Source organism: Streptomyces sp. NPDC034099 (genome assembly GCF_055575415.1).
Genome location: NZ_JBVISR010000010.1, coordinates 140,594 through 166,445, shown reverse-complemented (window position 1 = coordinate 166,445; position 25,852 = coordinate 140,594). Strand labels below are relative to the sequence as shown.

Annotated in this window: 25 protein-coding genes; 14 read left to right on the top strand and 11 right to left on the bottom strand. The window is 72.7% G+C overall.

Translation table 11 applies throughout. The annotated features are described in order from the left end of the window. The first annotated feature begins 35 nt into the window (after positions 1–35). The 4 genes from pheS (at position 36) to ACZ56V_RS27190 (ending at position 6,051) form a co-directional block, all read left to right on the top strand. Positions 36–1,157, top strand: coding sequence for a phenylalanine--tRNA ligase subunit alpha (gene pheS, locus ACZ56V_RS27205; RefSeq protein WP_356366045.1), 1,122 nt, complete (start codon positions 36–38; stop codon positions 1,155–1,157). Beyond that, entirely contained in the window at positions 1,157–3,679 is a 2,523-nt protein-coding gene (gene pheT, locus ACZ56V_RS27200; protein WP_468945841.1) for a phenylalanine--tRNA ligase subunit beta, read from the top strand. The genes pheS and pheT overlap by 1 nt, the downstream gene beginning before the upstream one ends. A 370-nt stretch (positions 3,680–4,049) precedes the next feature. Next, entirely contained in the window at positions 4,050–5,390 is a 1,341-nt protein-coding gene (locus tag ACZ56V_RS27195; protein ID WP_398917283.1) for a transcriptional regulator, read from the top strand. 118 nt (positions 5,391–5,508) lie between these two features. Continuing rightward, on the top strand, positions 5,509–6,051 hold the full coding sequence (locus ACZ56V_RS27190) for an NUDIX domain-containing protein (protein ID WP_356366039.1): 543 nt from the start codon (positions 5,509–5,511) through the stop codon (positions 6,049–6,051). Here ACZ56V_RS27190 and ACZ56V_RS27185 read toward each other — a convergent pair. Continuing rightward, positions 6,042–6,953 carry a 3-hydroxybutyryl-CoA dehydrogenase gene (locus ACZ56V_RS27185; RefSeq protein WP_398917280.1) on the bottom strand — a complete coding sequence of 304 codons (912 nt, stop codon included), beginning with the start codon at positions 6,951–6,953 and terminating at the stop codon, positions 6,042–6,044. The genes ACZ56V_RS27190 and ACZ56V_RS27185 overlap by 10 nt on opposite strands. Before the next feature lie 137 nt (positions 6,954–7,090). Between ACZ56V_RS27185 and ACZ56V_RS27180 the strand changes: the two genes are divergently transcribed. Further along, a complete protein-coding gene (locus ACZ56V_RS27180; RefSeq protein WP_398917278.1) occupies positions 7,091–8,350 on the top strand; it encodes a glycoside hydrolase family 10 protein in 1,260 nt (419 codons plus the stop codon). A gap of 27 nt (positions 8,351–8,377) precedes the next feature. Here the strand turns inward: ACZ56V_RS27180 and ACZ56V_RS27175 are convergent, their stop codons facing one another. Next, on the bottom strand, positions 8,378–8,572 hold the full coding sequence (locus tag ACZ56V_RS27175) for a DUF1918 domain-containing protein (RefSeq protein ID WP_356366033.1): 195 nt from the start codon (positions 8,570–8,572) through the stop codon (positions 8,378–8,380). 61 nt (positions 8,573–8,633) lie between these two features. After that, complete coding sequence (locus ACZ56V_RS27170) at positions 8,634–9,560, bottom strand: DMT family transporter (RefSeq protein ID WP_468945834.1); 927 nt, start codon at positions 9,558–9,560, stop codon at positions 8,634–8,636. Here ACZ56V_RS27170 and ACZ56V_RS27165 point away from each other — a divergent pair. Together ACZ56V_RS27165 and ACZ56V_RS27160 are read left to right on the top strand one after the other, a co-directional pair. Continuing rightward, a complete protein-coding gene (locus ACZ56V_RS27165; RefSeq protein WP_398917274.1) occupies positions 9,559–10,998 on the top strand; it encodes a PLP-dependent aminotransferase family protein in 1,440 nt (479 codons plus the stop codon). The genes ACZ56V_RS27170 and ACZ56V_RS27165 overlap by 2 nt on opposite strands. Positions 10,999–11,140: 142 nt before the next feature. Then, on the top strand, positions 11,141–11,761 hold the full coding sequence (locus ACZ56V_RS27160) for a histidine phosphatase family protein (RefSeq protein ID WP_398917272.1): 621 nt from the start codon (positions 11,141–11,143) through the stop codon (positions 11,759–11,761). On the opposite strand, the gene ACZ56V_RS27155 is transcribed toward ACZ56V_RS27160, so the two are convergent. Further along, a complete protein-coding gene (locus ACZ56V_RS27155) occupies positions 11,724–12,176 on the bottom strand; it encodes a DUF6314 family protein (RefSeq protein ID WP_398917270.1) in 453 nt (150 codons plus the stop codon). The genes ACZ56V_RS27160 and ACZ56V_RS27155 overlap by 38 nt on opposite strands. 141 nt (positions 12,177–12,317) lie before the next feature. Here ACZ56V_RS27155 and ACZ56V_RS27150 point away from each other — a divergent pair, with 141 nt between their 5' ends. Next, positions 12,318–14,792: an alpha-L-arabinofuranosidase C-terminal domain-containing protein gene (locus ACZ56V_RS27150; protein WP_467381958.1), complete on the top strand. Its 2,475-nt coding sequence runs from the start codon at positions 12,318–12,320 to the stop codon at positions 14,790–14,792. Positions 14,793–14,866: 74 nt separating this feature from the next. Next, positions 14,867–15,391 (top strand): P-loop nucleotide/nucleoside kinase family protein, encoded by a 525-nt coding sequence (locus ACZ56V_RS27145; protein ID WP_468945829.1) that lies wholly within the window; start codon positions 14,867–14,869, stop codon positions 15,389–15,391. Here ACZ56V_RS27145 and ACZ56V_RS27140 read toward each other — a convergent pair. After that, on the bottom strand, positions 15,381–15,638 hold the full coding sequence (locus tag ACZ56V_RS27140; protein ID WP_468945827.1) for a hypothetical protein: 258 nt from the start codon (positions 15,636–15,638) through the stop codon (positions 15,381–15,383). The two genes, ACZ56V_RS27145 and ACZ56V_RS27140, sit on opposite strands and share 11 nt — an antisense overlap. Positions 15,639–15,761: 123 nt before the next feature. On the opposite strand from ACZ56V_RS27140, the gene argC reads away from it, so the two are divergent. From argC to ACZ56V_RS27115, 5 genes are read left to right on the top strand one after another with little or no spacing between them, the layout of a single operon-like run. Continuing rightward, positions 15,762–16,790: an N-acetyl-gamma-glutamyl-phosphate reductase gene (gene argC, locus ACZ56V_RS27135; protein ID WP_104633891.1), complete on the top strand. Its 1,029-nt coding sequence runs from the start codon at positions 15,762–15,764 to the stop codon at positions 16,788–16,790. Beyond that, positions 16,787–17,938, top strand: a complete 1,152-nt coding sequence (argJ, locus tag ACZ56V_RS27130; RefSeq protein ID WP_468945824.1) for a bifunctional glutamate N-acetyltransferase/amino-acid acetyltransferase ArgJ — start codon at positions 16,787–16,789, stop codon at positions 17,936–17,938. Before argC ends, argJ begins: the two co-directional genes overlap by 4 nt. Next, positions 17,935–18,843: an acetylglutamate kinase gene (gene argB / locus ACZ56V_RS27125; RefSeq protein ID WP_468945821.1), complete on the top strand. Its 909-nt coding sequence runs from the start codon at positions 17,935–17,937 to the stop codon at positions 18,841–18,843. Before argJ ends, argB begins: the two co-directional genes overlap by 4 nt. Beyond that, positions 18,840–20,048: an acetylornithine transaminase gene (locus ACZ56V_RS27120; protein WP_398917260.1), complete on the top strand. Its 1,209-nt coding sequence runs from the start codon at positions 18,840–18,842 to the stop codon at positions 20,046–20,048. The genes argB and ACZ56V_RS27120 overlap by 4 nt, the downstream gene beginning before the upstream one ends. A gap of 7 nt (positions 20,049–20,055) precedes the next feature. Continuing rightward, positions 20,056–20,595, top strand: coding sequence for an arginine repressor (locus ACZ56V_RS27115; RefSeq protein ID WP_007447727.1), 540 nt, complete (start codon positions 20,056–20,058; stop codon positions 20,593–20,595). 26 nt (positions 20,596–20,621) lie between these two features. Here the strand turns inward: ACZ56V_RS27115 and ACZ56V_RS27110 are convergent, their stop codons facing one another. The 6 genes from ACZ56V_RS27110 to ACZ56V_RS27085 form a co-directional block, all read right to left on the bottom strand. Then, positions 20,622–21,314 (bottom strand): haloacid dehalogenase type II, encoded by a 693-nt coding sequence (locus ACZ56V_RS27110; RefSeq protein WP_468945817.1) that lies wholly within the window; start codon positions 21,312–21,314, stop codon positions 20,622–20,624. 60 nt (positions 21,315–21,374) lie between these two features. After that, positions 21,375–22,115 (bottom strand): FAD:protein FMN transferase, encoded by a 741-nt coding sequence (locus ACZ56V_RS27105; protein ID WP_468946073.1) that lies wholly within the window; start codon positions 22,113–22,115, stop codon positions 21,375–21,377. 55 nt (positions 22,116–22,170) lie between these two features. Then, the gene (locus ACZ56V_RS27100; protein WP_467381952.1) at positions 22,171–22,944 is read right to left on the bottom strand and encodes an FMN-binding protein; all 774 of its coding nucleotides are present in this window, start codon (positions 22,942–22,944) and stop codon (positions 22,171–22,173) included. A 27-nt stretch (positions 22,945–22,971) separates the two neighbouring features. Beyond that, positions 22,972–24,354, bottom strand: a complete 1,383-nt coding sequence (locus tag ACZ56V_RS27095) for a ferredoxin reductase family protein (RefSeq protein WP_467381950.1) — start codon at positions 24,352–24,354, stop codon at positions 22,972–22,974. 89 nt (positions 24,355–24,443) lie between these two features. Continuing rightward, positions 24,444–25,160 (bottom strand): L,D-transpeptidase, encoded by a 717-nt coding sequence (locus tag ACZ56V_RS27090; protein ID WP_398917254.1) that lies wholly within the window; start codon positions 25,158–25,160, stop codon positions 24,444–24,446. A gap of 3 nt (positions 25,161–25,163) precedes the next feature. Continuing rightward, complete coding sequence (locus tag ACZ56V_RS27085) at positions 25,164–25,751, bottom strand: pyridoxamine 5'-phosphate oxidase family protein (protein ID WP_468945813.1); 588 nt, start codon at positions 25,749–25,751, stop codon at positions 25,164–25,166. Positions 25,752–25,852 lie beyond the last annotated feature (101 nt).

The window sequence follows — 25,852 nt, the reverse complement described above, 5'->3', positions numbered from 1 at the left end:
GCGTCCCAGCCAGCCAATCGGAAGCACGGGAAGAGATGTCGGCACCGAATAAGTCGTACGACCCAGTCGAGGTCGAGGCGTTGAAACCGGAAGAGATCGAGCGCATGCGGGACGAGGCGCTCGCCGCCTTCGCCGCCGCGGACTCCCTCGACGCGCTCCAGGAGGCCAAGGTCGCCCACACCGGCGGCACCTCCCCGTTGGCGCTGGCCAACCGCGAGATCGGCGCCCTGCCCCCGCAGGCCAAGGCCGAGGCCGGCAAGCGCGTCGGCATGGCCCGCGGTGCCGTGAACAAGGCGCTGGCCGCCCGCCAGGAGGAGCTGGAGGCCGAGCGTGACGCGCGGGTCCTGGTCGAGGAGGCCGTGGACGTCACGCTGCCCTACGACCGGGTCCCGGCCGGCGCCCGCCACCCGCTCACCACGCTCTCCGAGCGCATCGAGGACATCTTCGTCGCCATGGGCTACGAGGTCGCCGAGGGCCCCGAGGCCGAGGCCGAGTGGTTCAACTTCGACGCCCTCAACATCGGCCCGGACCACCCCGCCCGCGGCGAGGCCGACACCTTCTTCGTCCAAGGCCCCGACGGCGGCTCCGAGTCCGGCGTCGTGCTGCGCACCCACACCTCGCCCGTGCAGATCCGCTCCGCGCTGGAGCGCGAGCTGCCGGTCTACGTGATCTGCCCCGGCCGGGTGTACCGCACCGACGAGCTGGACGCCACGCACACCCCCGTCTTCCACCAGGTCGAGCTGCTCGCCGTCGACGAGGGCCTGACCATGGCGGACCTCAAGGGCACCCTGGACCACATGGTCCAGTCGCTGTTCGGCGCGGAGATGAAGACCCGGCTGCGGCCGAACTTCTTCCCCTTCACCGAGCCGTCCGCCGAGATGGACATGCTCTGCTACGTCTGCAAGGGCGCGTCCGTCGGCAACCCCGACCGGCCCTGCCGCACCTGCTCCAGCGAGGGCTGGATCGAGCTGGGCGGCTGCGGCATGGTCAACCCGCGGGTGCTCACCGCCTGCGGCGTCGACCCGGAGAAGTACAGCGGCTTCGCCTTCGGGTTCGGCATCGAGCGGATGCTGATGTTCCGCCACAACGTCGAGGACATGCGAGACATGGTCGAGGGTGACGTCCGGTTCACCCGGCCGTTCGGGATGGAGATCTGATGCGGGTCCCGCTTTCCTGGCTGCGGGAGTACGTCGACCTGCCGGCCACCGAGACCGGCCGCGACGTGCAGGCCAAGCTGATTTCGGCCGGCCTGGAGGTCGAGACCGTCGAGCACCTGGGCGCCGACCTCAAGGGCCCCCTCGTCGTCGGCCAGGTGCTGACCATCGAGGAGCTGGAGGGCTTCAAGAAGCCGATCCGCTTCTGCACCGTCGATGTGGGGCAGGCCAACGGCACCGGTGAGCCGCAGGAGATCGTCTGCGGCGCCCGGAACTTCGCCGTGGGCGACAAGGTCGTCGTGGTCCTGCCCGGTGCCACCCTGCCCGGCGGCTTCTCGATCTCCGCCCGCAAGACCTACGGCAAGACGTCCCACGGCATGATCTGCTCCAGCGACGAGCTGGGCATGGGCGACGACGGCACGCACGGCATCATCGTGCTGCCGCCGGAGACCGAGGTCGGCAAGGACGCCATCGAGCTGCTGGAACTGGTCGACGAGGTGCTGGACATCGCCGTCACCGCCAACCGCGGCGACTGCCTGTCCATCCGCGGCGTCGCCCGCGAGGCCGCCATCGCCTACGGCCTGCCGCTGCGCGACCCGGCCCTGCTCGACGTGCCCGGTCCGAACGCCTACGGCTACCCGGTGAAGATCGCCGACCCCACCGGCTGCGACCGCTTCACCGCCCGCACCGTGACCGGCCTCAGCGCCGAGGCCCGCTCCCCGATCTGGCTCCAGCGGCGGCTCCAGAAGGTCGGCATGCGTCCGATCTCGCTCGCCGTCGACGTCACCAACTACGTGATGATGGAGCTGGGCCAGCCTCTGCACGCCTACGACCGCTCACGGGTCCAGGGCACCATCGGCGTGCGCCGGGCCCAGGAGGGCGAGAAGATCGTCACCCTCGACGGCACCGAGCGGAAGCTGCACGCCGAGGACCTGGTCATCACCGACGACCGCGGCCCCATCGGCCTCGCCGGTGTCATGGGCGGCGCCAACACGGAGATCGCTGACACCGACGCCGCCGAAAACGGTGGGAACGCGACGAGTGACGTGGTCATCGAGGCCGCCCACTTCGACCAGGTGTCCATCGCGCGCACCGCCCGCCGCCACAAGCTGTCCTCGGAGGCGTCCCGCCGCTTCGAGCGCGGCGTGGACCCGCAGGCCGCGGCCGCTGCCGCGCAGCGCACCGTCGACCTGCTGGTGCTGCTCGCGGGCGGCACCGCCGAGTCCGGGGTCACGGAGATCAGCGCTCCGTCCGCACCGCACACCATCAGCGTCCCGGCCGACCACCCGGACAAGGTCGCGGGTGTGGAGTACGGCCGCGAGACCGTCGTACGCCGCCTCCAGGAGGTGGGCTGCGACGTCTACGGCCAGGACGAGCTGCTCGTCACCGTGCCGTCCTGGCGGCCCGACCTCACCGACCCGAACGACCTGGCCGAAGAGGTCATCCGTCTGGAGGGCTACGAGAACCTGCCCTCCACTCTGCCCAGGCCCCCGGCGGGCCGCGGCCTCACCTCCCGGCAGCGGCTGCACCGCCGCGTCGGGCGGGCCCTGGCCGGTGCCGGGTACGTCGAGGCGCTGAACTACCCGTTCGTCGGCGAGCAGGTCTTCGACCAGCTCGGTCTCGACGCCGACGACCCGGCCCGCCGCGTCGTCAAGCTGGTCAACCCGCTCAGCGACGAGGAGCCCGCGCTGCGGACCTCGCTGCTGCCCGGCCTGCTGGGCGCGCTGCGCCGCAACGACGGCCGTGGCGCGCACGACCTGGCGCTCTTCGAGACCGGCCTGGTCTTCCACCCGCGCGACGAACAGCGGATCGCCGCCGACCTGCCCGTCGACCGGCGCCCCAGCGAGGACGACCTCGCCGCGCTGGACGCCGCGCTGCCCGACCAGCCCCGGCACGTCGCCGTGGTCCTGACCGGCGCCCGCGAGCAGGCCGGCTGGTGGGGCAAGGGCCGCCCGGCCGACTGGGCCGACGCGGTCGAGGCCGCCCGCACCGTCGCCCGCGAGGCCGGCGCCGAACTGGGCGTCCGCAAGGGCCAGTACGGCCCCTGGCACCCGGGCCGCTGCGCCGAGCTGACGGTCACCGTGGACGGCGAGGAGCGCGTGATCGGGCACGCGGGTGAGCTGCACCCGCGGGTCCTGAAGACGCTGGGTCTGCCCGCGCGCACCTGCGCCATGGAGCTGGACCTCGACGCCGTGGCACGGATCGGCGACGACACCCCGCAGGCGCCGGGCATCTCGACCTTCCCGGTCGCGACGCAGGACGTCGCCCTGGTGGTCGACGCGTTCGTCCCGGCGGCGGACGTCGAGGCGGCGCTGCGCGAGGGCGCGGGTGAACTGCTGGAGTCCATCCGGCTGTTCGACGTGTACGACAACGCGGAGCAACTGGGTGAGGGGCGCAAGTCCCTGGCGTACGCGTTGCGCTTTCGCGCGGGGGACCGGACGCTGACGGTCGACGAGGCGTCGGCTGCGCGGGATGCGGCGGTGGCCCTCGCGGGTGAGCGGGTCGGAGCGGTGCTGCGCAGTTAGCGGTTCGTTCGCCCGAGGGGCGTGGGGTTTCTGCCGGTCGGCGGCTGCGGGCAGTCGGTGGCTGGTCGCGCGGTTCCCCGCGCCCCTGGGGCATCACCTGAACGGCGTTTGACCGCCTCTCCGGCCGGCGGAGCCGTCCGCCCCGCCACGGAGTGTCGGGCAGGCAGCCGGGCGGACGGCGTGGATACGGGCCGCCGCACTGTACGAGGGGGAGCCGGCGGCCCGGCCGGCCTCTTTCGAGGCCCTTCAGTCAACCGGCCCGGAACTCTCCGCGACAGCGCGCACACGCTGCGGATGCGCGCACTGCGTTCACACCCCGTGTGAGGACCGACGCACTACGCTGTCGGCACCGATTCACCGGGGGGCACCCATGCAGCCCAACACCCTGCTCGACGCGGTTCTCGACGAGGCCGGCATCTCGCACGCGGGACTGGCCGCGCACGTCAACCAGGCGGGACGAGCGCGCGGGCTCGCACTGAGGTACGAACACACCGCCGTCGCACGGTGGTTGAAGGGGCAGCGGCCGCGGGGCCAGGTGCCCGACCTGATCTGCGAGGTCCTCGCGTCCCGGCTGCACCGCCCCGTCACCCTCGACGACATCGGCCTCGGCGTGCCCGGCGAACCCGCCGCCGCGAACACCGGCTCGCTGTCCGGGTTCGTGGAGCGCGCGACCGCCCTGTGGCGCTCCGACCAGCAGCAGCGCCCGCACATCCTCGGCGCCCCCGCGCTCACCGGCACGCCCGCCGTGATGCCGGTGTGGGAGTGGGAGAACCCGCCCGAGGACACCGACGTCTCCCGCGGCGGGCGGCACCGGGTCACCGCGGCCGACCTGGAGATGGTGCGCTGCGCCCGCACGCACTACGAGCAGATGTACCGCAAGGCCGGCGGCATCGCGACCCGCGCCCGCATCGTCGGCTTCCTCAACTCCGAGGCCGCGCCGCTGCTGCGCGGCAGCTACACCGACGCCACCGGGCGCCAGCTGCACCGGGCCACCGGGGGCCTGGTGGCGGTGGCCGGGATCTGCGCGTACGACTCCGACGCGCACGGCCTCGCGCAGCGCTACTTCCACCAGGCGCTGCGGCTCGCCAAGGCCAGCGGCGACCGGGGGCTCGGTGCCTACGTCATCGCGCTGCTGGTCAACCAGGCGCTGTTCATGCGGGAGTACCGGCAGGCCGTCGCCTTCGCCGAGGCCGCGCTGCGGGCCGCCGGACGGCACATCACCCCGGCGCTCGCCTCCGACCTGTACGCGATGCAGGCGAAGGCGTACGCGCACCTGGGTGACGGCAGCGGCGCGCTGGCCTGCATCCGCCGGGCCGAGCAGGCCGCCGAGCGCATCCGGCGCGGGTACGAGCCCGACGAGACCGGCTACGTCCAGCCCGGACTGGTCAACGTCCAGGTGGCGGAGGCGCTGCTGAGCCTCGGTGAACTCGCGGCGGCCGGGGAGCACGCGGCGGCCGCCGTCGACACCCCGGCGCACGACCGGGGACGCGTGCACCGGCTCGCCATGCTCAGCACGATCGAGCTGCGCCAGGGCAACGCCGACAAGGCGGTGGCGACGGCCGTGCGGATGGCCGAGCAGGCCCGGGGAATGGAGTCCCAGCGGCTGCGCGACCGACTGCGCGCGGTGCGCGAGCACCTGGTGAGCAGCGGTTGCGCGGGCACGGCCGAGGCGGCCGAACTCATCGACGGGGCCCTGCGCGTACCGCTGTAGGCGGCCCGTCCGCACGGACCCCGCGCCCACCCCTGCGCCGTGAGCGGCCGTCGTACGCCTGCTGCCGGAACGCTGCTGCTGCGATATTGCCACCTACTCAAAGAAAGGTGGCAGAACCGTGCAGTGGACGAAACAGAGCGAACAGAATGTGTACTCAAATCGCTGGTTCAGCGTCAATCTGGCCGATGTCGCGCTACCGGACGGGCGGCACCTCGACCACTTCCTGATACGCATGCGTCCCGTGGCCGTGGCCACGGTCGTGAACGAGGCGGGCGAGGTCCTCCTGCTGTGGCGGCACCGTTTCATCACCGACAGCTGGGGCTGGGAACTCGCGGCCGGCGTCGTCGAGGACGGCGAGGACATCGCGGCGGCGGCGGCCAGGGAACTGGAGGAGGAGACCGGCTGGCGGCCGGGACCGCTGCACCACCTGATGAGCGTGGAGCCCTCCAACGGCCTCACCGACGCCCGGCACCACATCTACTTCAGCGACGAGGGCACGTACGTCGGACACCCCGTGGACGACTTCGAGTCGGACCGCCGGGAATGGGTGCCCCTCAAGCTCGTACCCGACCTCGTCGCCCGCGGGGAGGTCCCGGCCGCCAACATGGCGGCCGCGTTGCTCCTGCTGCACCACCTCAGGCTCGGGCGCGATCAGCCGTAGGCGTAGAAGCCCGAGCTTGTCTTGCGGCCGAGGCGGCCCGCGTCGACCATGCGCTGGAGCAGCGGGGGAGCGGCGTACAGCGGCTCCTTGTACTCCTCGTACATCGAGTACGCCACCGAGGCGACCGTGTCCAGGCCGATCAGGTCGGCCAGCTTCAGCGGGCCCATCGGGTGGGCGCAGCCCATCTCCATGCCGTTGTCGATGTCCTCGCGGCTGGCGATGCCGGACTCGAACATCCGGATCGCGGAGAGCAGGTAGGGGATCAGCAGCGCGTTGACCACGAAACCGGAGCGGTCCTGGGCACGGATCGCGTGCTTGCCCAGCACCTTCTCGGTGAACAGCTGGGCCCGGCTGAGCGTGCCCTCGGAGGTGGTGAGCGCCGGGATCAGCTCGACCAGCTGCTGCACCGGGGCCGGGTTGAAGAAGTGGATGCCGATGACGTGGTCGGGCCGCGAGGTGGCGACCGCCAGCTTCACCAGCGGGATCGAGGAGGTGTTGGAGGCCAGGATCGCGTCCGGCCGGGTCACGACCTGGTCGAGCACCTGGAAGATCTCGGTCTTGACCTGCTCGTTCTCGACGACCGCCTCGATCACCAGATCACGGTCGGCGAACTCGCCGAGGTCGGTGGTGAAGCTGAGGCGCGCCTGCGTGGCGTCCCGCTCCTCCTCGGTGATCTTGCCGCGCTCGGCCGCCTTGGTCAGCGAGTTGTACAGCCGGGTGCGGCCGATCTCCAGGGCCTCGCCGGTGGTCTCGGCGACCATCACCTCCAGACCCGAGCGGGCGCACACCTCGGCGATGCCCGCCCCCATCTGACCGCAGCCCACCACGCCGACGCGTGCGATATCTCCCGAGATGCCGGTCACATCGTCCCTTTCGCTGACTCCACGGCTGGCAGCAGGCATGCCGGGGTCCCCGTCGCCTGCTCCGATCGAGCACGTTACCCCCGAATGGTCACGGATCCGTCTCCCGGGTCGGGCATGCTGAGGCCCCGTACACGATCCGTGACCGTACGGATCCACAGCGTTCAGGAGGTCTTCCCATGGGCGGTGTCTCGCGCCGTGCCTTCACGGTGGCGGCGTTGTCGGCGTTCACGGCGGTATCCGGGGCATCGGGGGCGTCCGCGGCGTCCACCGGCCAGGGCCCCGCCGCGCCGGCGGCCTCGCGCAGGGCCGCCGCCGGGATGCGCGGGATGTGGCTGGCCACCGTGGCCAACCGCGACTGGCCCACCCGCGCGGGGCTGCGCGCCGCCGAGCAGCGCGCGGAGCTGGTCGAGCACCTCGACAACGCGGTCCGGCACGGCCTCAACACGGTGATCCTCCAGGTGCGCCCGACGGCCGACGCGCTGTGGCCCTCGGCGCACGAGCCGTGGTCGCAGTACCTGTCCGGCAGCCAGGGCCGCGACCCGGGCTGGGACCCGCTGGGCACGGCCGTGACGGAGGCCCACGCCCGCGGCCTTCAGCTGCACGCCTGGTTCAACCCGTACCGCGTCGCCACCCACGACGACCCGGCCCACCTGGTCTCCTCCCACCCGGCGCGCAAGAACCCCGGATGGGTGGTGCCGTACGGCGGGCAGCTCTACTACAACCCGGGGCTGCCCGAGGTCCGGGCCTTCGTGCAGGACGCGATCATGGACGCGGTGGCGAAGTACGCGGTGGACGGGGTCCACTTCGACGACTACTTCTACCCCTATCCGGTGGCGGGCCAGAGCTTCGACGACGGCGGGACCTTCGGCACGTTCGGCACCGGCTTCGCCACGAAGGCCGACTGGCGCCGGGACAACATCGACCGGCTGGTGCGCGAGACCGCACAGCGCGTCAAGGAGGTCAGGCCGGCCGCCCGCTTCGGCGTCAGCCCCTTCGGCGTGTGGCGCAACGCCGCCACCGACGAGCGCGGCTCCGACACCCGGGCGGGCGTGCAGACGTACGACGACCTGTACGCGGACACCCGCAAGTGGGTGCGCGAGGGCTGGATCGACTACGTCGTGCCGCAGCTGTACTGGAACATCGGCCTGGACGGCGCCGACTACGCGAAGCTGCTGCCCTGGTGGGCCGAGGTGGCCAAGGGCAGCCGCACCCAGCTGTACGTGGGCGAGGCGCTGTACAAGTCCGGGGACCCGGCGCAGCCCGCCGCCTGGCAGGACCCGGCCGAGCTGTCCCGCCACCTCACGCTGGCCGCGCGCTACCCCGAGGTCCGCGGGCACGTCTACTTCTCCGCGAAGGACGTCGCCGAGGACCGCGGGGGCGCGATGGCGCGGGTGGCCGCCGACCACTACGCGCAGCCGGCCACCGCCCCGCGCTGAGCCGCTAGGCCCCGGTGTGCGGCCGGGCTACAGCTGGGTCTCCCTGTGCCGGATCTCCGAGTCGGGGCCGGGCGAGCACACGGCCTCGTGCCCGTCCTCGAACCGGACCCGATACGGGGGAGTGCCCTTGGCGCCCATGACTTCGACGATCTCCGCGACCTTGTCGTGCTCACCGACCACCCGGCCGTGCTGGACCAGCTGGTCGCCCTTGGTTGCGTGCATCCGTGAGGCCTCCTCACCCGTGTGCCGCCCGAGGGCAGGATCTAAAGGTCTGTGACCGGGTCTAACCCCTGGCCCGCTGGGTGACCGCGATGCACACCAGTACCGCCGCGGCCGTCAGCGGAGCGGCCACCGGCAGGTGCTCGCCCAGGAGAAGTACCGACCACACCAGTGTGAGCAGCGGCTGGGCCAGCTGCAACTGGCTGGCCTTCGGGATGCCGATCGCCGCCATGCCCCGGTACCAGACGACCAGGCCGAGGAACTGCGACCCGATCGCCACCCACAGCAGCCCGGTCACACTGTGCGCCGTCAGGTGCACCGGCTCGAACGACAGCGCCACCGCCGCCATCGGCACCGTCAGCGGCAGACACAGCACCAGCGCCCAGCCGATGACCTGCCACCCCGGCATCTGACGGGCCAGTCGGCCGCCCTCCGTGTAACCGGCCGCGCACACCAGCAGCGCCCCGAAGAGATAGGCGTCGGCCGAGGTCAGCGCGCCGCCGCTCTGCTGCACCGTGAAGGCGATCACCGCCGCCGCACCCGCCAGGGCCGCGATCCAGAAGGTGCGCGAGGGGCGGGTGCCGACGCGCAGGGCGGACAGCAGCGCGGTGGTCAGCGGGAGCAGCCCCACCACCACGGCGGCGTGCGCGGTGGTCGACGTCTGCAGGGCCAGCGTCGTGAGCAGGGGGAAGCCGAGGACCACCCCGGCGCCGACCACCGCGAGGCCCAGCCAGTGCCGCCGCTCGGGCGGCGCCACCCGCAGGGCCACCAGACAGGCACCGGCGACCGCGGCGGCCAGGATGCTGCGCACGGCGATCAGGGACCAGGGGCCGAAGCCCTCCAGCCCCCAGGCGGTGGCCGGGAAGGTGAGGGAGAAGGCGACGACACCCAGGGCGGCCAGGACGGTACCGAAGGAGGCGCCGGGGGGCGTCGTGCTCGCGGCGCCGACTGCTATCCGAGGCGACGCGGTAGCGCTACTCTGTGCTCTCATGCAAGAGCGTAGCAGCGTCGCTGACCTGGTGACCGTGTTGCGGCGGGAGTTGGACCGCTACTCGCCCGGCGGAAAGCTCCCGTCCAGCCGGGCCCTCGTCGACCGGTTCCGGGTGAGCCCCGTGACGGTCTCCCGGGCCCTGGCCCAGCTGGCCGCCGAGGGGCTGGTCGTCACCCGGCCCGGCGCCGGTGCCTTCCGGGCCCGGCCGCGCCCCTCGGCAGCACCCGCCGGGGACACCTCCTGGCAGGAGGTCGCGCTCAGCGCCGACGGCGCCGCCGACCTCGTACCGCGCTCGGTGGACGCCTCCGGGGTGCTGGTCTCGCTGGCCGCCCCGCCACCCGGTGTCGTGGAGTTCAACGGCGGCTACCTGCACCCGTCCCTGCAGCCGGAGCGGGCGATGGCGGCGGCCCTGGCCCGGGCCGGGCGGCGGCCGGGCGCCTGGGGGCGGCCGCCGATGGAAGGGCTGCCGGAGCTGCGGGAGTGGTTCGCGCGCGGCATCGGCGGGGCCATCACGGCGGCCGAGGTGCTGATCACCGCGGGCGGCCAGTCCGCGCTGGCCACCGCCCTGCGCGCGCTCGCCCCGCCCGGCACCCCCGTCCTCGTCGAGTCCCCGACCTATCCCGGCATGCTGGCCATCGCGCGGGCGGCCGGCCTGCGCCCGGTGCCCGTCCCCGTGGACGCCGACGGCGTACGGCCCGCCCTGCTCGCCGACGCCTTCCGCGCCACCGGCGCCCGTGTCTTCGTCTGCCAGCCCCTGTTCCAGAACCCGACCGGCGCCGTGCTCGCCCCCGAGCGGCGCGGGGAGGTGCTGAGCATCGCGCGGGCGGCCGGTGCCTTCGTCGTGGAGGACGACTTCGTGCGCCGCCTCGTGCACGAGGACGCCGGCCCGCTGCCCGCCCCGCTCGCCGCCGACGACCCGGACGGCGTCGTCGTCCACGTCGGCTCGCTGACGAAGGCGACCTCGCCCAGCTTCCGGGTGAGCGCCCTGGCCGCGCACGGGCCGGTCCTCGAACGCCTGCGCGCCATCCAGATCGTCGACACCTTCTTCGTGCCCCGGCCGCTCCAGGAGGCGGCGCTGGAACTCGTCGGGTCGCCCGCCTGGCCGCGCCATCTGCGCGCGGTCTCCGCGGAGTTGAGGGCCCGCCGGGACGCCATGACCTCCGCGCTGCGTCTGCAGCTCCCCGAGATCTCCCTGGCCCACATCCCCTCCGGCGGCTACCACCTGTGGCCGCGCCTGCCGGAGGGCGCCGACGAGAGCGCCCTGACCTCGGCCGCCCTGCGCGCGGGCGTCGCGATCACGCCGGGCCGCCCGTACTTCAGCGCCGAACCCCCGGCCGCCCACTTCCGGCTGAGCTTCGCGGCCGTCGCGAACGTCGGGGAGATCACGGAAGGAGTACGACGTCTGCGCACCGCCTGCCTGGAGGCGTGGGGCGGCTGACGGCGGCGGGGCGCGTGCACCCCTGGCTGTCCACAACGCGTACTGATGGCGTTCGTCCTCGGCCGGTGAGTCGCGGCGCACTCTGCGTGAACCATAGGTAACACCCCTTGACCTGGACACCTCCGCACCCCACCATCACCGCATGGCGCTTCGGGTCACGTTCGTCGCGGCTGCGCGCAGCTCACCGCTGCTGGCGGAGCGCTTCGACGACGACCGGCCGCTGGACCGGGCCGGCTGGGACGAGGCGCTGCGCGCCGCGGGAGGTCTGCTGCCGCTGGCGGCGGCCGAGTTGCGCTACTGCTCACCCACGCCCCGCAGCCGCGCCACCGGAGACGCCCTCGGCTGCGCCCCGCTCGTCCAACTCGCCCTGCGGGACTGCGACATGGGCCGGTGGCGCGGGCTGACACTCGGTGAGGCGATGGCCCGCGAGCCGGGGGCCGTGGACGCCTGGCTCGCCGATCCGCGGTCGGCGCCGCACGGCGGGGAGTCGCTGCTGGCCTTCATCACCCGGGTCGGCGGCTGGCTGGACACCCGTCCCGGCGAGGACGGCGACCGGATCGTCGCCGTGGCCGAGCCCTCGGTGATCCGGGCCGCGCTGGTCTACGTACTGAAGGCGCCGCCCGGGACGTACTGGAACCTGGACGTCCGCCCGTTGTCGGCGGCCACCGTGACGGGCCGCGCGGGCCGCTGGAGCCTACGTTTCGACGGCGCGCCGGACCAGGGTGCTACGCATTCGGCGTTTCGCGAAGGTAATCCGTTGTGAGCAGCAGGTCCTTGGCCGGGCCGCCCACCCGCCACACGGTCCGCCAGCGGTCCGGGCCCCGGACGGTGAACTCGCCCCGGTAGAGGTCGGCGGCGCACGGATGGTCGGCCACGTGGTGTCCCGAGGTCAGGTCCAGGCCGTGGAAGGGGCGGCCGTCCGCGAAGCAGACGTCCACGCGGCCCGGCGCGCTCCCCGGCTCGTAGCGCAGCGTGCGCTCGGCGGGCCGGGTCACACCCTGCCAGGTGAAGGCGCCCGACTCGCGGCCGATCAGTCCGCCGCCGTCGAGCGCGTCGAACGACGTGAGGCCCTCGAACCGGCCCTCCAGACCGCCGGCCAGATCCCGCACCGAGCGCTCGGTGCGCCAGCGCCCCGCGAGGTACGCCAGTACGTCGGGCACCGGCCACAACTCGCCCATTTCCACTCGCTTTCCCGCTCCGGCCCACTCGTTGCCGCGCGACCCATTGACGCGCCGCCACCCCCTCCCTATCTTGCCGTTCGAAGTGCTGACCAATGTCCGATATCTCGAACGACTTCTAGTGAGAGCCGCGGAGTATCCATGTCACGCACCCGCTGGAGACTCGGTCTCAGCGTCACCGCCCTCCTGACGGCCTCGGCCCTGCTGCCCTCCCCGGCGCACGCCGAGGCCGTCGCCGACTACACGATCACCGTCGACCCGTCCGCCCAGGGCCCCACCATCGACGACACCATGTACGGCGTCTTCTACGAGGACATCAACCGCGCCGCCGACGGCGGCCTGTACGCCGAGCTGGTGCAGAACCGGTCCTTCGAGTACTCCACCGCCGACAACGCCTCGTACACCCCGCTCACCGCGTGGGCGGCCGACGGCACCGCCGAGGTGGTGAACGACGGGGGCCGCCTCAACGAGCGCAACCGCGCCTACCTCTCCCTGGCCGCCGGTTCCACCGTCACCAACGCGGGCTACAACACCGGCATCCGGGTGGAGAAGGGCGAGAGGTACGACTTCTCGGTCTGGGCCCGCGCCGAGAGCGGCACCACCCTCACCGTCGCCCTCCGGGACACCGCGGGCACCCTCGCGAAGGTGCGCGAGGTGGCCGCGCGGGGGAAGTGGCGCAAGTACACCGCCACCTTCACCGCGACCCGCACCAGCAACCGCGGCCGCCTCGCCGTCACCACCACCGCGCCCGCCGCCCTCGACATGGTGTCCCTCTTCCCCCGCGACACCTACCGGCACCAGCCGGGCGGCCTGCGCAAGGACCTCGCCGAGAAGATCGAGGCCCTGCACCCCGGCTTCCTGCGCTTCCCCGGCGGCTGCCTGGTCAACACCGGCTCCATGGCGGACTACAGCGCGGACTCCGGCTGGCAGCGCAAGCGCTCCTACCAGTGGAAGGACACCATCGGCCCCGTAGAGGAGCGCGCCACCAACGCCAACTTCTGGGGCTACAACCAGAGCTACGGCCTCGGCTACTACGAGTACTTCCGCTTCGCCGAGGACATCGGCGCCATGCCGCTGCCCGTCGTCCCCGCCCTGGTCACCGGCTGCGGCCAGAACAAGGCCGTCGACGACGACGCCCTGCTGAAGCGGCACATCCAGGACACCCTGGACCTCATCGAGTTCGCCAACGGCCCCCGCACCAGCGAGTGGGGCGCCAAGCGCGCCGAGATGGGGCACCCCAAACCCTTCCACCTCACCCACCTGGAGGTCGGCAACGAGGAGAACCTCCCGAAGGAGTTCTTCGCCCGCTTCGAGCGGTTCCGCGCCGCCATCGAGGCGAAGTACCCGGACATCACCGTCGTCTCCAACTCCGGCCCGGACGACTCCGGCGCCGTCTTCGACACCGCGTGGCAGCTCAACCGCGACGCCGGCGTCGCCATGGTCGACGAGCACTACTACAACAGCCCGCAGTGGTTCCTCCAGAACAACGACCGCTACGACTCGTACGACAGGAACGGCCCCAAGGTCTTCCTCGGCGAGTACGCCTCCCAGGGCAACGCCTGGAAGAACGCCCTCGCCGAGGCCGCCTTCATGACCGGCCTGGAACGCAACGCCGACGTGGTCAAGCTGGCCTCCTACGCCCCGCTGCTCGCCAACGAGGACTACGTGCAGTGGAGCCCGGACCTGATCTGGTTCAACAACCACGCGTCCTGGGGCTCGGCCAACTACGAGGTCCAGAAACTCTTCATGAACAACACCGGCGACCGCGTCGTCCCCTCGAAGGCCACCGGCACCCCCGCCGTCAGCGGCCCCCTCACCGGCGCCGTCGGCCTGTCGACGTGGGCGACCAGTGCGGCGTACGACGACGTGAAGGTGACCTCGGCCGACGGCCGGACACTCCTGTCCGACGACTTCTCCGGTGACGCCTCGCGGTGGACCCACTCGGGCACCGGCAGCTGGACCGTCCAGGACGGCCAGTACGTCCAGACGGACCCGGCCGCCGAGAACACCCTGGTCACGGCGGGCGACCCGGCCTGGCACGACTACGACCTGCATGTGAAGGCCACGAAGAAGTCCGGAAAGGAGGGCTTCCTGGTCGCCTTCGGCGTCAAGGACACCGGCACCTACTACTGGTGGAACCTGGGCGGCTGGAACAACACCCAGTCCGCGGTCGAGCAGGCCTCCGACGGCGGCAAGTCGACGCTCCTGTCCAAGGCCGGGTCGATCGAGACGGGCCGCGCCTACGACATCGACGTCAAGGTCCGGGGCCGCCAGGTCACGCTCTACCTCGACGGCGAGGAGTGGGGCAGCTTCACCGACGACAAGCCGGCCGAGCCCTTCCGTCAGACCGTCACGCGCGACGACCGCACCGGCGAGCTGATCGTCAAGGTCGTCAACGCCCAGGACACGGCCGCCCGCACCGCCGTCGACCTCGGCGGAGCCAAGGTCGTGTCCAGGGCCCGCGTCACCACGCTGGCCGCCGACCAGGGCGCGGTCAACACCGAGACGGACACCCCGGTGACCCCGGTGACGTCGACCTTCTCGGGGGCGGCGAGCGAGTTCACGTACACCTTCCCGGCGAACTCGGTGACGTTCCTGCGGATCAGAGAGCGGTAGCCCGGCGGCACGGGACCCGGACCGGCGACGAAACCACCGCACGGTGTCGTCGGTCCGGGCTAGCGTGGGGACGCATGATCGTATGGCTCAACGGAACCCACGGTGCGGGCAAGACGACGACCGCCGCGCTCGTGCAGCGGCTGCTGCCGGACTCCCGGGTGTTCGACGCCGAGAAGGTCGGCGAGACGCTCATGGACATCACACCGGGGCTGCCCGACACGGACAACTTCCAGCACTGGGCGCCGTGGCGGCCCCTCGTCGTCGAGACCGCCCGGCACGTGCTCGACTACACCGGCGGCACCCTGGTGATGCCGATGACGGTCCTGGTCGAGGAGTACTGGAGGGAGATCGCGGGCGGCCTCGCCGTGCACGGCATTCCCGTGCGGCACTTCGTCCTCCACGCCGACCAGGAGACCCTGCGGGGACGCATCGCGGGGGACACCGTGCTGGGGCCGGACTCGCCGTTCCGTCTCCAGTACCTCGAGCCCTACGCCGAGGCGGCCCGCACCTGGCTGCACACCGAGGCCGAGGTCGTCGACACCACGCACCTCACGCCCGCCGAGGCGGCGCTGCGGATCGCGGAGGCCGTCAAGGCGTAGTGCTGCGGCAGCGGCGAATCAACGAACGCAGCTCCTGGTTGTACTTCGAGCGCCGCCGGGCGATCCGGACGACGAGCGCCGCGCCGGCCGGAGCCGCCGTGTACTGGGCCACCGCGCGGCGGAGCAGGGTCCCGCGATCGGCGACCGCCCAGTCGCGGCCACCGAAGAGCGGGATGTCCTCGACGACCTCCTCCTCGGCGGTGAAGTCCAGGCGATACCGGTCGGTGTTCCCCGCGGCGAACCACACAGGGGGAGTGCGAGGGCGCACAGGGAGACGGGGAGCGCCGCGCGCTGCCACGGTCTCAGCCGTCTGCGTTGCATAAACGTGCATCGAAACGTATAGTCATGCTCTCCAGGAGGAGGGTTTCCCATGGCGGTACGTGCGGCGGTGGCCGGAGCGAGCGGGTATGCGGGCGGTGAGCTGCTGCGTCTGCTCCTGACCCACCCCGAGGTCGAGATCGGCGCCCTGACCGGCAACTCCAACGCCGGGCAGCGGCTGGGTGCGCTTCAGCCGCATCTGCTGCCGCTGGCCGACCGGGTCCTGGAGCCGACCACGGCGGATGTCCTCGCGGGGCACGACGTCGTCTTCCTCGCGCTGCCGCACGGGCAGTCCGCCGCCGTCGCCGAGCAGCTCGGGCCGGACGTCCTCGTCGTCGACATGGGCGCCGACTTCCGGCTCAAGGACGCCGGTGACTGGGAGGCGTTCTACGGCTCGCCGCACGCCGGCACCTGGCCCTACGGCCTCCCCGAACTTCCGGGTGCCCGCGCCGCGCTGGAGGGGTCCAAGCGCATCGCGGTGCCCGGTTGCTACCCCACGGCCGTGTCCCTGGCCCTCTTCCCGGCGTACGCCGCGGCGCTGGCCGAGCCCGAGGCCGTGATCGTCGCCGCCTCCGGCACCTCGGGCGCCGGCAAGGCGGCCAAGCCCCACCTGCTCGGCAGCGAGGTCATGGGCTCCATGTCGCCGTACGGCGTCGGCGGCGGCCACCGGCACACCCCCGAGATGATCCAGAACCTCGGCGCGGTGGCGGGGGAACCGGTCACCGTCTCCTTCACGCCGACCCTCGCGCCGATGCCCCGCGGCATCCTCGCCACCTGCACCGCGAAGGCGAAGCCCGGGGTCACCGCCGAGACGGTGCGGGCCGCCTACGAGAAGGCCCTCGCCGACGAACCGTTCGTGCACCTGCTGCCCGAGGGGCAGTGGCCCGCGACCGCCTCCGTGTACGGCTCGAACGCCGTCCAGGTGCAGGTCGCGTACGACGCCGCCGCAGGCCGGATCATCGCCATCAGCGCCATCGACAACCTGGCCAAGGGCACCGCGGGCGGTGCCGTCCAGAGCATGAACATCGCCCTCGGTCTCGACGAGACCACCGGACTGACGACGATCGGAGTTGCGCCGTGAGTGTGACGGCAGCAAAGGGATACACGGCGGCGGGCATCACCGCCGGGATCAAGGAGAGCGGCAACCCCGACCTGGCCCTCGTGGTCAACACCGGCCCCCGACGCTCCGCCGCGGGCGTCTTCACCTCCAACCGCGTCAAGGCCGCGCCGGTGCTGTGGTCCGAGCAGGTCCTCAAGAGCGGTGAGGTGACCGCCGTGGTGCTCAACTCCGGCGGCGCCAACGCCTGCACCGGGCCCAAGGGCTTCCAGGACACGCACGCCACCGCCGAGAAGGTCGCGGAGGTGCTCGGGATCGGGGCGGGCCAGGTCGCCGTGTGCTCCACCGGGCTCATCGGCGTGCTGCTGCCCATGGACAAGCTGCTCCCGGGCGTGGAGACGGCCGCCGGTCAGCTCTCCGAGCACGGCGGTGAGAAGGCCGCCATCGCCATCAAGACCACCGACACCGTGCACAAGACGTCGGTCGTGACCAAGGACGGCTGGACCGTCGGCGGCATGGCCAAGGGCGCGGGCATGCTCGCCCCCGGCCTCGCCACCATGCTCGTCGTGATCACCACCGACGCCGACCTGGAGACCGAGGCCCTGGACCGCGCCCTGCGCGACGCCACCCGCGTCACCTTCGACCGGGTCGACTCCGACGGCTGCATGTCCACCAACGACACGGTGCTGCTGCTGGCCTCCGGTGCCTCGGGCGTCACCCCGGAGTACGACGCCTTCGCCGAGGCCGTCCGCACCGTCTGCGACGACCTCGGGCAGCAGCTCATCCGCGACGCCGAGGGCGCCAGCAAGGACATCAAGGTCGAGGTCGTGAACGCGGCGACCGAGGACGAGGCCGTCCAGGTGGGCCGCACCATCGCCCGCAACAACCTGCTCAAGTGCGCCATCCACGGCGAGGACCCCAACTGGGGCCGCGTGCTCTCCGCGATCGGCACCACCGACGCCGCCTTCGAGCCCGACCGGCTCAACGTCGCCATCAACGGTGTCTGGGTCTGCAAGAACGGCGGCGTCGGCGAGGACCGCGAGCTGGTCGACATGCGCTACCGCGAGGTGCACATCGTCGCCGACCTCGCCGCGGGCGACGCCACGGCCACCATCTGGACCAACGACCTCACCGCCGACTACGTCCACGAGAACAGCGCGTACTCGTCATGAGCAACGGACCCACGCGGAAGCACACCGCGCTCCCCAAGGCCCAGATCCTCATCGAGGCGCTGCCCTGGCTGACCCGGCACCACGGCAAGACCGTCGTCATCAAGTTCGGCGGCAACGCCATGATCGACGAGGACCTCAAGGCCGCCTTCGCCCAGGACGTCGTCTTCCTGCGGCACGCCGGTCTCAAGCCCGTCGTCGTGCACGGCGGCGGCCCGCAGATCAGCGCCGCCCTCGACAAGCACGGCATCGTCAGCGAGTTCAAGGCCGGCCTGCGCGTCACCACCGAGGACGCCATGGACGTCGTACGGATGGTGCTGGCCGGGCAGGTGCAGCGCGAGCTGGTCGGGCTGCTCAACCAGCACGGACCGCTCGCCGTCGGCCTCACCGGCGAGGACGCGCACACCCTCACCGCCACCAAGCACCAGCCCGAGATCGACGGCGAGCTCGTCGACATCGGCCGGGTCGGCGACATCACCGAGATCGACACCGGCGCCATCGAGGCACTGCTGGCCGACGGCCGCATCCCGGTCGTCTCGTCCATCGCCCGCTCCCAGGACGACCACCATGTCTACAACGTCAATGCTGATACGGCGGCTGCGGCACTCGCTGCGGCGCTCGGCGCCGAGACTCTCATGGTCCTCACCGACGTGGAGGGCCTCTACGAGGACTGGCCGGACTCCGACGAGGTGATCAGCCGCCTCACCGCCACCCAGCTGGAGAAACTGCTGCCCGACCTGTCGTCCGGCATGGTGCCGAAGATGGAGGGCTGCCTGCACGCCGTACGCAACGGCGTCACCACCGCCCGCGTCATCGACGGCCGGGTCCAGCACTCGATCCTGCTGGAGATCTTCACCGACGAGGGGATCGGCACGATGGTCGTGCCGGACGAACAGGGGGAGTCGTGAGCAACACGGAGCTGACCGAGCGGTGGCAGGGCACCCTCATGAACAACTACGGCACACCGCGCCTGCCCCTGGTGCGCGGCGAGGGCGCCCGGCTCTGGGACGCCGACGGCAAGGAGTACCTCGACTTCGTCGGCGGCATCGCGGTCAACGCGCTCGGCCACGCCCACCCGGCGGTGGTGGACGCGGTGAGCCGGCAGATCGCCTCCCTCGGCCACGTCTCCAACCTCTTCATCGCCGAGCCGCCCGTCGCCCTCGCCGAACGGCTGCTGAGGCACTTCGGCCGGGAGGGCAAGGTCTACTTCTGCAACTCCGGCGCCGAGGCCAACGAGGGCGCCTTCAAGATCGGCCGGCTGACCGGCCGGTCGCACATGGTCGCCACCCAGGGCGGCTTCCACGGCCGCACCATGGGCGCCCTGGCGCTGACCGGCCAGCCCGGCAAGCAGGAGCCCTTCCTGCCGCTGCCCGGCGACGTCACGCACGTACCGTACGGCGACCCGCAGGCGCTGGCCGCGGCGGTCACCGAGGAGACGGCCCTGGTGGTCATCGAGCCGATCCAGGGCGAGAACGGCGTCGTCGTGCCACCCCCCGGCTATCTGAAGGCGGCCCGCGCCATCACCGCCGCCACCGGCGCGCTGCTCGTCCTGGACGAGGTGCAGACCGGCATCGGCCGGACCGGGCACTGGTTCGAGTACCAGGCCCACGAGGGCGTCCTGCCGGACGTCGTCACCCTCGCCAAGGGGCTCGGCGGCGGACTGCCGCTGGGCGCGACGGTCGCCTTCGGGCGCGCCGCCGACCTGCTCCAGCCCGGCCAGCACGGCACGACCTTCGGCGGCAACCCGGTCGCCTGCGCCGCCGGACTCGCCGTCCTCGACACCATCGAGGACGAGGGACTGCTGGACAACGTCAAGCGGCAGAGCGAGCGACTGCGCGGTGACATCGAGGGCCTGGGCCACCCGTTGATCGGCCACGTCCGGGGCGCCGGCCTGCTCCTGGGTATCGTGCTCACCGAGCCGCTCGCCGCCCAGGTGCAGCAGGCGGCTCAGGACGCCGGAATCCTGGTGAACGCGCCCGCACCCGATGTCGTACGGCTCATGCCCGCGCTGAACCTCGGCGACGACGTGGTCGACGCGTTCCTCGGGGCGCTGCCCGGCATCCTTGACCAGGCCGCCGACGCGGCCCACGGGGACGGACGATCCGGAGAATGAGACGACGATGAGCCACGCGCAGGAGCACGAGCAGACGGCGGGGCCCGCCCTGCCGCAGACCCGCACCGCACGCCACCGCCGGATCGTGGACATCCTCAACCGGCAGGCGGTGCGCTCGCAGAGCCAGCTGGCGAAGCTGCTCGCCGACGACGGGCTCACCGTCACCCAGGCGACGCTCTCCCGGGACCTGGACGAGCTGAACGCGGTGAAGATCCGCAACACCGACGGCGACCTCATCTACGCGGTGCCCAGCGAGGGCGGCTTCCGCACGCCGCGGGCGCCGCTCGGGGAGTCGGCCAAGGAGGAGCGGATGCGCCGGCTCTCGGCGGAGCTGCTGATCTCCGCGGAGGCGTCGGCGAACCTCGTGGTCCTGCGGACGCCTCCCGGGGCGGCGCAGTTCCTCGCCTCGGCGATCGACCAGGCGGAGCTGCACGACATCCTGGGGACGATCGCGGGCGACGACACGCTGATGCTGATCAGCCGGGAGCCGGCGGGTGGGCAGGCGCTGGCCGACCACTTGCTGCGGTTGGCGCAGAACGGGGGCTGAGCGGGGAGCACGGCGCCACCCGGCGGTCAGCCCACCGTCAGCTCCGAGACCAGCTCGTCCAGACCGTCCACGGCCCAGTCGAAGGCGTCCGTGGGCGTCGGCGGGTCGCCGACCGGGCGTCCGACGTAGGCGGTGCGCATCCCCGCGTCCCGGGCACCGCGGAGGTCCCAGGCGTGGGCGGCGACCATCAGCACCCGCTCGGGCGGGCAGCCCGCCGCGGTGAGGGCGAGCCGGTAGACCTCCGGCGACGGCTTGTACACGCGGGCGTCCTCGGCCGACAGGGCCTGGTGCCAGCGCAGCCCGGCGTGCTCGTTGAGGCGGAGCAGGGCCGCACGGGAGGCGTTGGACAGGCCCACGACCGGGAACCGCTCGGCCAGCCGCGCGAGCCCGGAGACGGAGTCGTCCCACGGCTCGAGGCGCCGTCCCGCGCCGGCCAGCCGCGCGACCGCGTCCGCGTCGGTCAGCCCGGCGTGCCTGGAGACCCGTTCCGCCGCCTCGCGGTCCAGGACCCCCGAGGCGGCGTACGGCCGCTCCCCGGCGTTGACGCGCCGTATCTCGTGTTCGACGTGCTGCTGCCACACCGTGAGCCACCGGTCGACGGACGCCTCGTCGGCGCCGGGCACGGCCTCGCGCAACGCGGTTCGCAGTCCCCCCGGTTCGTCGACCATCGTGCCGAGCACGTCGCACACGACGACCTCGATACCGCGCACTTGCGCCATCCCGGGCTCCTCCCACGTACGGACGTCTGCCCGGCGGCGCCGGTCACCCGTGGACCGGGTTCAGCCCAGCCACGCCGCCAGGCCTCCAGTACACCGCACCTCGTCCCCCGCCGTGATCAGCAACGCCTCCACGCCCTCCAGCGACTCCAGCCACCGCAGCCCCTCCCGCGCCCCCATCGCGAACGCCGCCGTCGCCCAGCAGTCCGCCCACGTCAGCCGAGGCGCCACCACCGTCACGGACAGCAGGTCGGTCACCGCGGAGCGGCCGGTGCGCGGGTCGACGACATGCGCGCCGCGCTCGGCGGAACCGGACGTCGCCACGGCCAGCTCCGCCGCCCCCGCCGCCGAGACGACCGCCGCGAGCCCGCCCGGCCGCAGCGGGTCCGACACCCCGACCCGCCACGGTCGAGCCGCCCCCGGCGTCCCGAGCAGCTGTACGTCCCCGCCGCCGTTGACGCTGACCCCGCTCGCACCGCCCGCCGCCGCGATCCGCCGCGCGGCGCGCTCCACGGCCCAGCCCTTGACGATCCCCGTCGGGTCGAGCGGCCCCTCGTACCGCGTGCTGAACCAGCCCTCGCTCGCCCGCTCCGCCTCGGCCGCCAGCTCCAGCACCTCGGCGACCTCCGGCGCGCACGCCGCGACGGTCAGCTCCCCGCGCGCCAGCCGGGAGATCTGGCTGCCCTCCCGGTAGGTGCTGAACACCTCGTCGGCCCGGTGCAGCCCGGCGACCGCCTCGTCCAGCGCCGCCCGTACGGCCGCGGGTTCCCCGCCGCGGACGTCGAAGGAGAAGACGGTCCCCATCGCCTCCTCCACGTGGCGCACCGCGGCGGGAGCCTCGGCGGACCCGGCGCCGGTGTCAGCCACCGGCCCGGTCCAGCGCCGACTGGAGGGACTGCCTGTACCCGGCGCTGGTGTAGGTGGCGCCGGAGACCGCGTCGATGTCGGCGGTGCCCGCGGCGACGGCGGCCCGGTCGAGCCGGGGTACGGCGTCGGCGGTGACCTGGTCGCTGCGGCCGCCCCTGGGCGCCCGGAGGGTCTCGACGTCGGTGATCCTGCCGCCGCTGACCGTGACCCGGACCTGCACCGGCCCGTACTGGGTCTGCGCGGCGTCGCCGGTGAGCACCTGTGTGCCCTGCCCGGCGCCGGTGCCCGAGCCCTCCTCGGCGGCTCCGGAGCCGGAGCCGGACCCGGCCGCCTTGTCCAGGGCCGACTGGAGGGACTTCACGTATCCGGCGCTGGTGTAGGTGGCCCCCGAGACCGCGTCGATGTCGGCGCTGCCGGCCGCGACCGCCGCCCGGTTGAGCTTGGGCACCGCGTCCGCGGTGACCCGGTCGCTCTGCCCGCCCGTGGGCGCCTGCACGGCCTCGGCCTTGGTGATCTTCCCGCCGCTCACGGTGAGCCGGACCTGCACGGGACCGTACTGCGTGCCGGCCGCGTCACCCGTGACCGTGCCGGCCCCGGCGCCCCGGCCGCCCTGCGGCGACTGCGCGGCCACGGGCGGGACCGCGCCGCCCGCCGCCGAGGCGGAGCCCGGGTCGGACGCCGGTTTCAGCGACAGCAGCAGCACGATCCCGGACACGGTGGCGGCCCCGGCGAGCACGGCACGCCGAACGGGGTGGCTTTTCCTCATCTGTCCTGGACTCCTGATGTCCGTCGCTCACATCTCGAACGACTCGTGGTGGATACGGCGAGCGGGGACCCCCGCGCCGCGCAGTGCCTCGTACACCGACTGCGCGAAGCCGGGCGGCCCGCACAGGAAGACGTCGTGGCGCTCGACGTCCGGGATCTTCCGGGCCAGGGTCTCGGCCGAGATGTCCGGGCGCTCCCCGTCCGGGCTGTTGACCGCGTACATCAGCCGGGCGCCGCGCTCGTCGGCGATTTTGGCCAGCTCGTCCCAGAGCGCCAGGTCGTGGGTGCTGTTGGCCCGGTAGAGCAGCGTGATGTCGCCCGACGCGCCGGGCAGCGTCTCGAACAGCGCCCGCATCGGCGTGATCCCCACCCCGCCCGCCACCAGCAGCACCTTGCCGCGGCTGCGGCGCTGTGCGGTCAGGGCGCCGTACGGGCCCTCCGCCCACACCCGGGTGCCGGGCGTCAGCTCACGGAGCCGCGCGCTGTGGTCGCCGATCGCCTTCACGGTGATCCGCAGCATGTCCGGGCGGGGAGCCGCCGACAGCGAGTACGGGTGCGAGCTGAACCGCATGCCCGGCGCCAGGAACCGCCAGCGGAAGAACTGCCCGGCCTCCGCGCCCATCCGGTGCAGCCGGCGCCCGCCGATGAGCACCGACACGATCCCGGGCGTCTCCTCGATCACCGCCTCCACCCGCATCCGGTGCCGCAGGTTGAGCCGGAGGGGGGTCAGCACGCGGTACCAGAGCACGAGCGCGGTCACCGAGCCGTACAGCGCGTACCAGACGGTCTTGGCGGCCGGTTCGACGGCGAAGTCGTTGCCGGTGGTCAGCTGGTGCCAGAAGGTCAGGAACACCGCCGCGTAGGTGAGCAGGTGCACGTGGTACCAGGCGTCGTACGGGATCCGGCGGCGGACGGGGCCGATGGACAGCAGCCCGATGACGACCAGCAGGCCGGTGCCGATGGCCGCCTTGCCCATGTCCGGGAGCTGGTTCACGGAGTCGGCCGTCTGCGCCACGACGTCCCCGAGGCCCTTGCCGGCCTGCGCCGCGTAGCCCCACATGATCAGGAAGACGTGGGCCAGGACCAGGCAGAGGGTGTAGCGGCCGGTCATGGCGTGCCAGCGGGCGACCCGGTCGGACCCGACACGCCGTTCCAGGGCCGGCACCCGGGCCATCTGGAGCACCACCAGCGCCATCAGGTACCCGGCGAGCAGTCCGGTGATCCGTCCGGCGCCGAGGATCTTGCCGGTGTCGTCGGAGATGGCGGGCGTGTTGCGCCACCACAGCCACAACACGCCCGCCGCGCCCGCCCACACGGCGAGCAGCAGGGGGACGGCGGGGGAGCGGCGCGGACGGATGCGCCGCATCGTCTGACGGCGGGCGGCACGGCCGCCGGCGAGCGTGGTGGTCACGGTTCCTCCGTGGGGGACTCGGCCCTTGGCCCACAGATACGCGCCGTCCCGGGCGAGCGTTCAGCCCGTGCCGGTCATACCGTCCGCGTTCAGTACCGGGTGACCGCCGTCGCCCCGCTCCGGGTGCCGATCGCCAGGTGCGGCCGTTCCTCCGGCTCGGCCCACCGCAGGATCCGCCGCATCGCCTCCTTCGGCACCGACACGCACCCGGCCGTCGCCCCGCGCCCGTCGACGTGCAGGAAGATGCCCGCGCCGCGACCGCGCACCGGGCGGTCGTAGTTGAAGCCGACGACCAGGGCGTGGGCGTACTGGGCGGTGTAGGTGCTCAGGTGCTCGGCCTCGGCGGCCCGGCAGTCGGCGGGGCGTGGCTCGGTCCAGCGGTTGTAGGAGCGGGAGGCATTGTCCTGGCACCACCAGGAGTCCTCGTGGACCGCGCGGTACCGGTACGCGGTGCCGCGCGGTGCTGCCTCGATGCCGAAGGCGTACGGCAGGTCGTACAGGCCGGTCGGGGTGGTGTTCGTGCCCTGGACGCGCCTCGCCCCTTCGGTGAGTCCGCCGGACCCGAAGCGGGCGGGCGCGGAACCGGCCGCGACCCACTGTCCGTCGCCCCCGCCCCTGCGGTCCCACCAGGTGACGGTGCCGGTGGTCGAGCCGGTGTCCGGCGCGACGGCGGTGATCAGCTGGGTGCCGCCGCCGGTGTCCGCCATCCGGGCCGGAAGCGGCGGGGGCGCGGGCCCGTCGGCGGGGGCGGCGCCGAGCAGGAGGAGGGAGGCGGACACGAGGACGGCGACGGCACCAGGGCGCATGGTTCAGACGGTAGAGGGAGGCAGCGGCAACGGCAGCCCGGGGAGGCCGTCGATGCTGGAGGCGATGTGCTCCTTCTTGGTGAAGTACGCGCTGAGCGAGGCGTCGTCCTCCCGTGCGAACCGCTTGCCGTGCAGGTCCCGGTCGCTCTCGTAGGCCATGAAGGGGACGGCGTAGCCGCAGGTGTCGCGGATGAGTTCGGCGCTCACGACGATGACCGCGCGCAGTCCGTGCGCGGAGGCGTCGATGTCCGGGAAGTGGGTGAGCAGTTCGGGGAAGCGGGGGTCGTCGCGGAAGACCGGCTCGCCGCGGCCGTGCACCCGCACGATGTTCGGCGGACCCTGGAAGGCGCACCACATCAGGGTGATCCGCCCGTTCTCCCGCAGGTGGGCGATGGTCTCCGCGTTGGAACCCGCGAAGTCGAGGTAGGCCACGGTCAGTTCGTCGAGCACCGCGAAGCAGCCCATGAGGCCCTTGGGGGACAGGTTGACCGTGCCGTCGCCGGCCAGGGGAGCGGTGGCGGTGAAGAAGAGGGGCTGCGCCTCGATGAAGGTGCGGAGTCTGCCGTCTATGCGCTCATAAGTCTTTCCCATGTCTAACGATTATGGGGGCGCGGGACGCGGCGGGCGGCGGCAACCCGCAAGATTGACGAATCATGCAGAGTTCTGCATACTCATGCATGACAGTGATCGTA

Bases quoted from the DNA above. Each gene is read 5' to 3' on its own strand.
- pheS (WP_356366045.1), top strand. From the start codon at position 36: ATGTCGGCACCGAATAAGTCGTACGACCCAGTCGAGGTCGAGGCGTTG.
- pheT (WP_468945841.1), top strand. From the start codon at position 1,157: ATGCGGGTCCCGCTTTCCTGGCTGCGGGAGTACGTCGACCTGCCGGCC.
- ACZ56V_RS27195 (WP_398917283.1), top strand. From the start codon at position 4,050: ATGCAGCCCAACACCCTGCTCGACGCGGTTCTCGACGAGGCCGGCATC.
- ACZ56V_RS27185 (WP_398917280.1), bottom strand. From the start codon at position 6,953: ATGCCTGCTGCCAGCCGTGGAGTCAGCGAAAGGGACGATGTGACCGGC.
- ACZ56V_RS27180 (WP_398917278.1), top strand. From the start codon at position 7,091: ATGGGCGGTGTCTCGCGCCGTGCCTTCACGGTGGCGGCGTTGTCGGCG.
- ACZ56V_RS27175 (WP_356366033.1), bottom strand. From the start codon at position 8,572: ATGCACGCAACCAAGGGCGACCAGCTGGTCCAGCACGGCCGGGTGGTC.
- ACZ56V_RS27165 (WP_398917274.1), top strand. From the start codon at position 9,559: ATGCAAGAGCGTAGCAGCGTCGCTGACCTGGTGACCGTGTTGCGGCGG.
- ACZ56V_RS27170 (WP_468945834.1), bottom strand. From the start codon at position 9,560: ATGAGAGCACAGAGTAGCGCTACCGCGTCGCCTCGGATAGCAGTCGGC.
- ACZ56V_RS27160 (WP_398917272.1), top strand. From the start codon at position 11,141: ATGGCGCTTCGGGTCACGTTCGTCGCGGCTGCGCGCAGCTCACCGCTG.
- ACZ56V_RS27155 (WP_398917270.1), bottom strand. From the start codon at position 12,176: ATGGGCGAGTTGTGGCCGGTGCCCGACGTACTGGCGTACCTCGCGGGG.
- ACZ56V_RS27150 (WP_467381958.1), top strand. From the start codon at position 12,318: ATGTCACGCACCCGCTGGAGACTCGGTCTCAGCGTCACCGCCCTCCTG.
- ACZ56V_RS27145 (WP_468945829.1), top strand. From the start codon at position 14,867: ATGATCGTATGGCTCAACGGAACCCACGGTGCGGGCAAGACGACGACC.
- argC (WP_104633891.1), top strand. From the start codon at position 15,762: ATGGCGGTACGTGCGGCGGTGGCCGGAGCGAGCGGGTATGCGGGCGGT.
- argB (WP_468945821.1), top strand. From the start codon at position 17,935: ATGAGCAACGGACCCACGCGGAAGCACACCGCGCTCCCCAAGGCCCAG.
- ACZ56V_RS27115 (WP_007447727.1), top strand. From the start codon at position 20,056: ATGAGCCACGCGCAGGAGCACGAGCAGACGGCGGGGCCCGCCCTGCCG.
- ACZ56V_RS27110 (WP_468945817.1), bottom strand. From the start codon at position 21,314: ATGGCGCAAGTGCGCGGTATCGAGGTCGTCGTGTGCGACGTGCTCGGC.
- ACZ56V_RS27105 (WP_468946073.1), bottom strand. From the start codon at position 22,115: ATGGGGACCGTCTTCTCCTTCGACGTCCGCGGCGGGGAACCCGCGGCC.
- ACZ56V_RS27100 (WP_467381952.1), bottom strand. From the start codon at position 22,944: ATGAGGAAAAGCCACCCCGTTCGGCGTGCCGTGCTCGCCGGGGCCGCC.
- ACZ56V_RS27090 (WP_398917254.1), bottom strand. From the start codon at position 25,160: ATGCGCCCTGGTGCCGTCGCCGTCCTCGTGTCCGCCTCCCTCCTCCTG.
- ACZ56V_RS27085 (WP_468945813.1), bottom strand. From the start codon at position 25,751: ATGGGAAAGACTTATGAGCGCATAGACGGCAGACTCCGCACCTTCATC.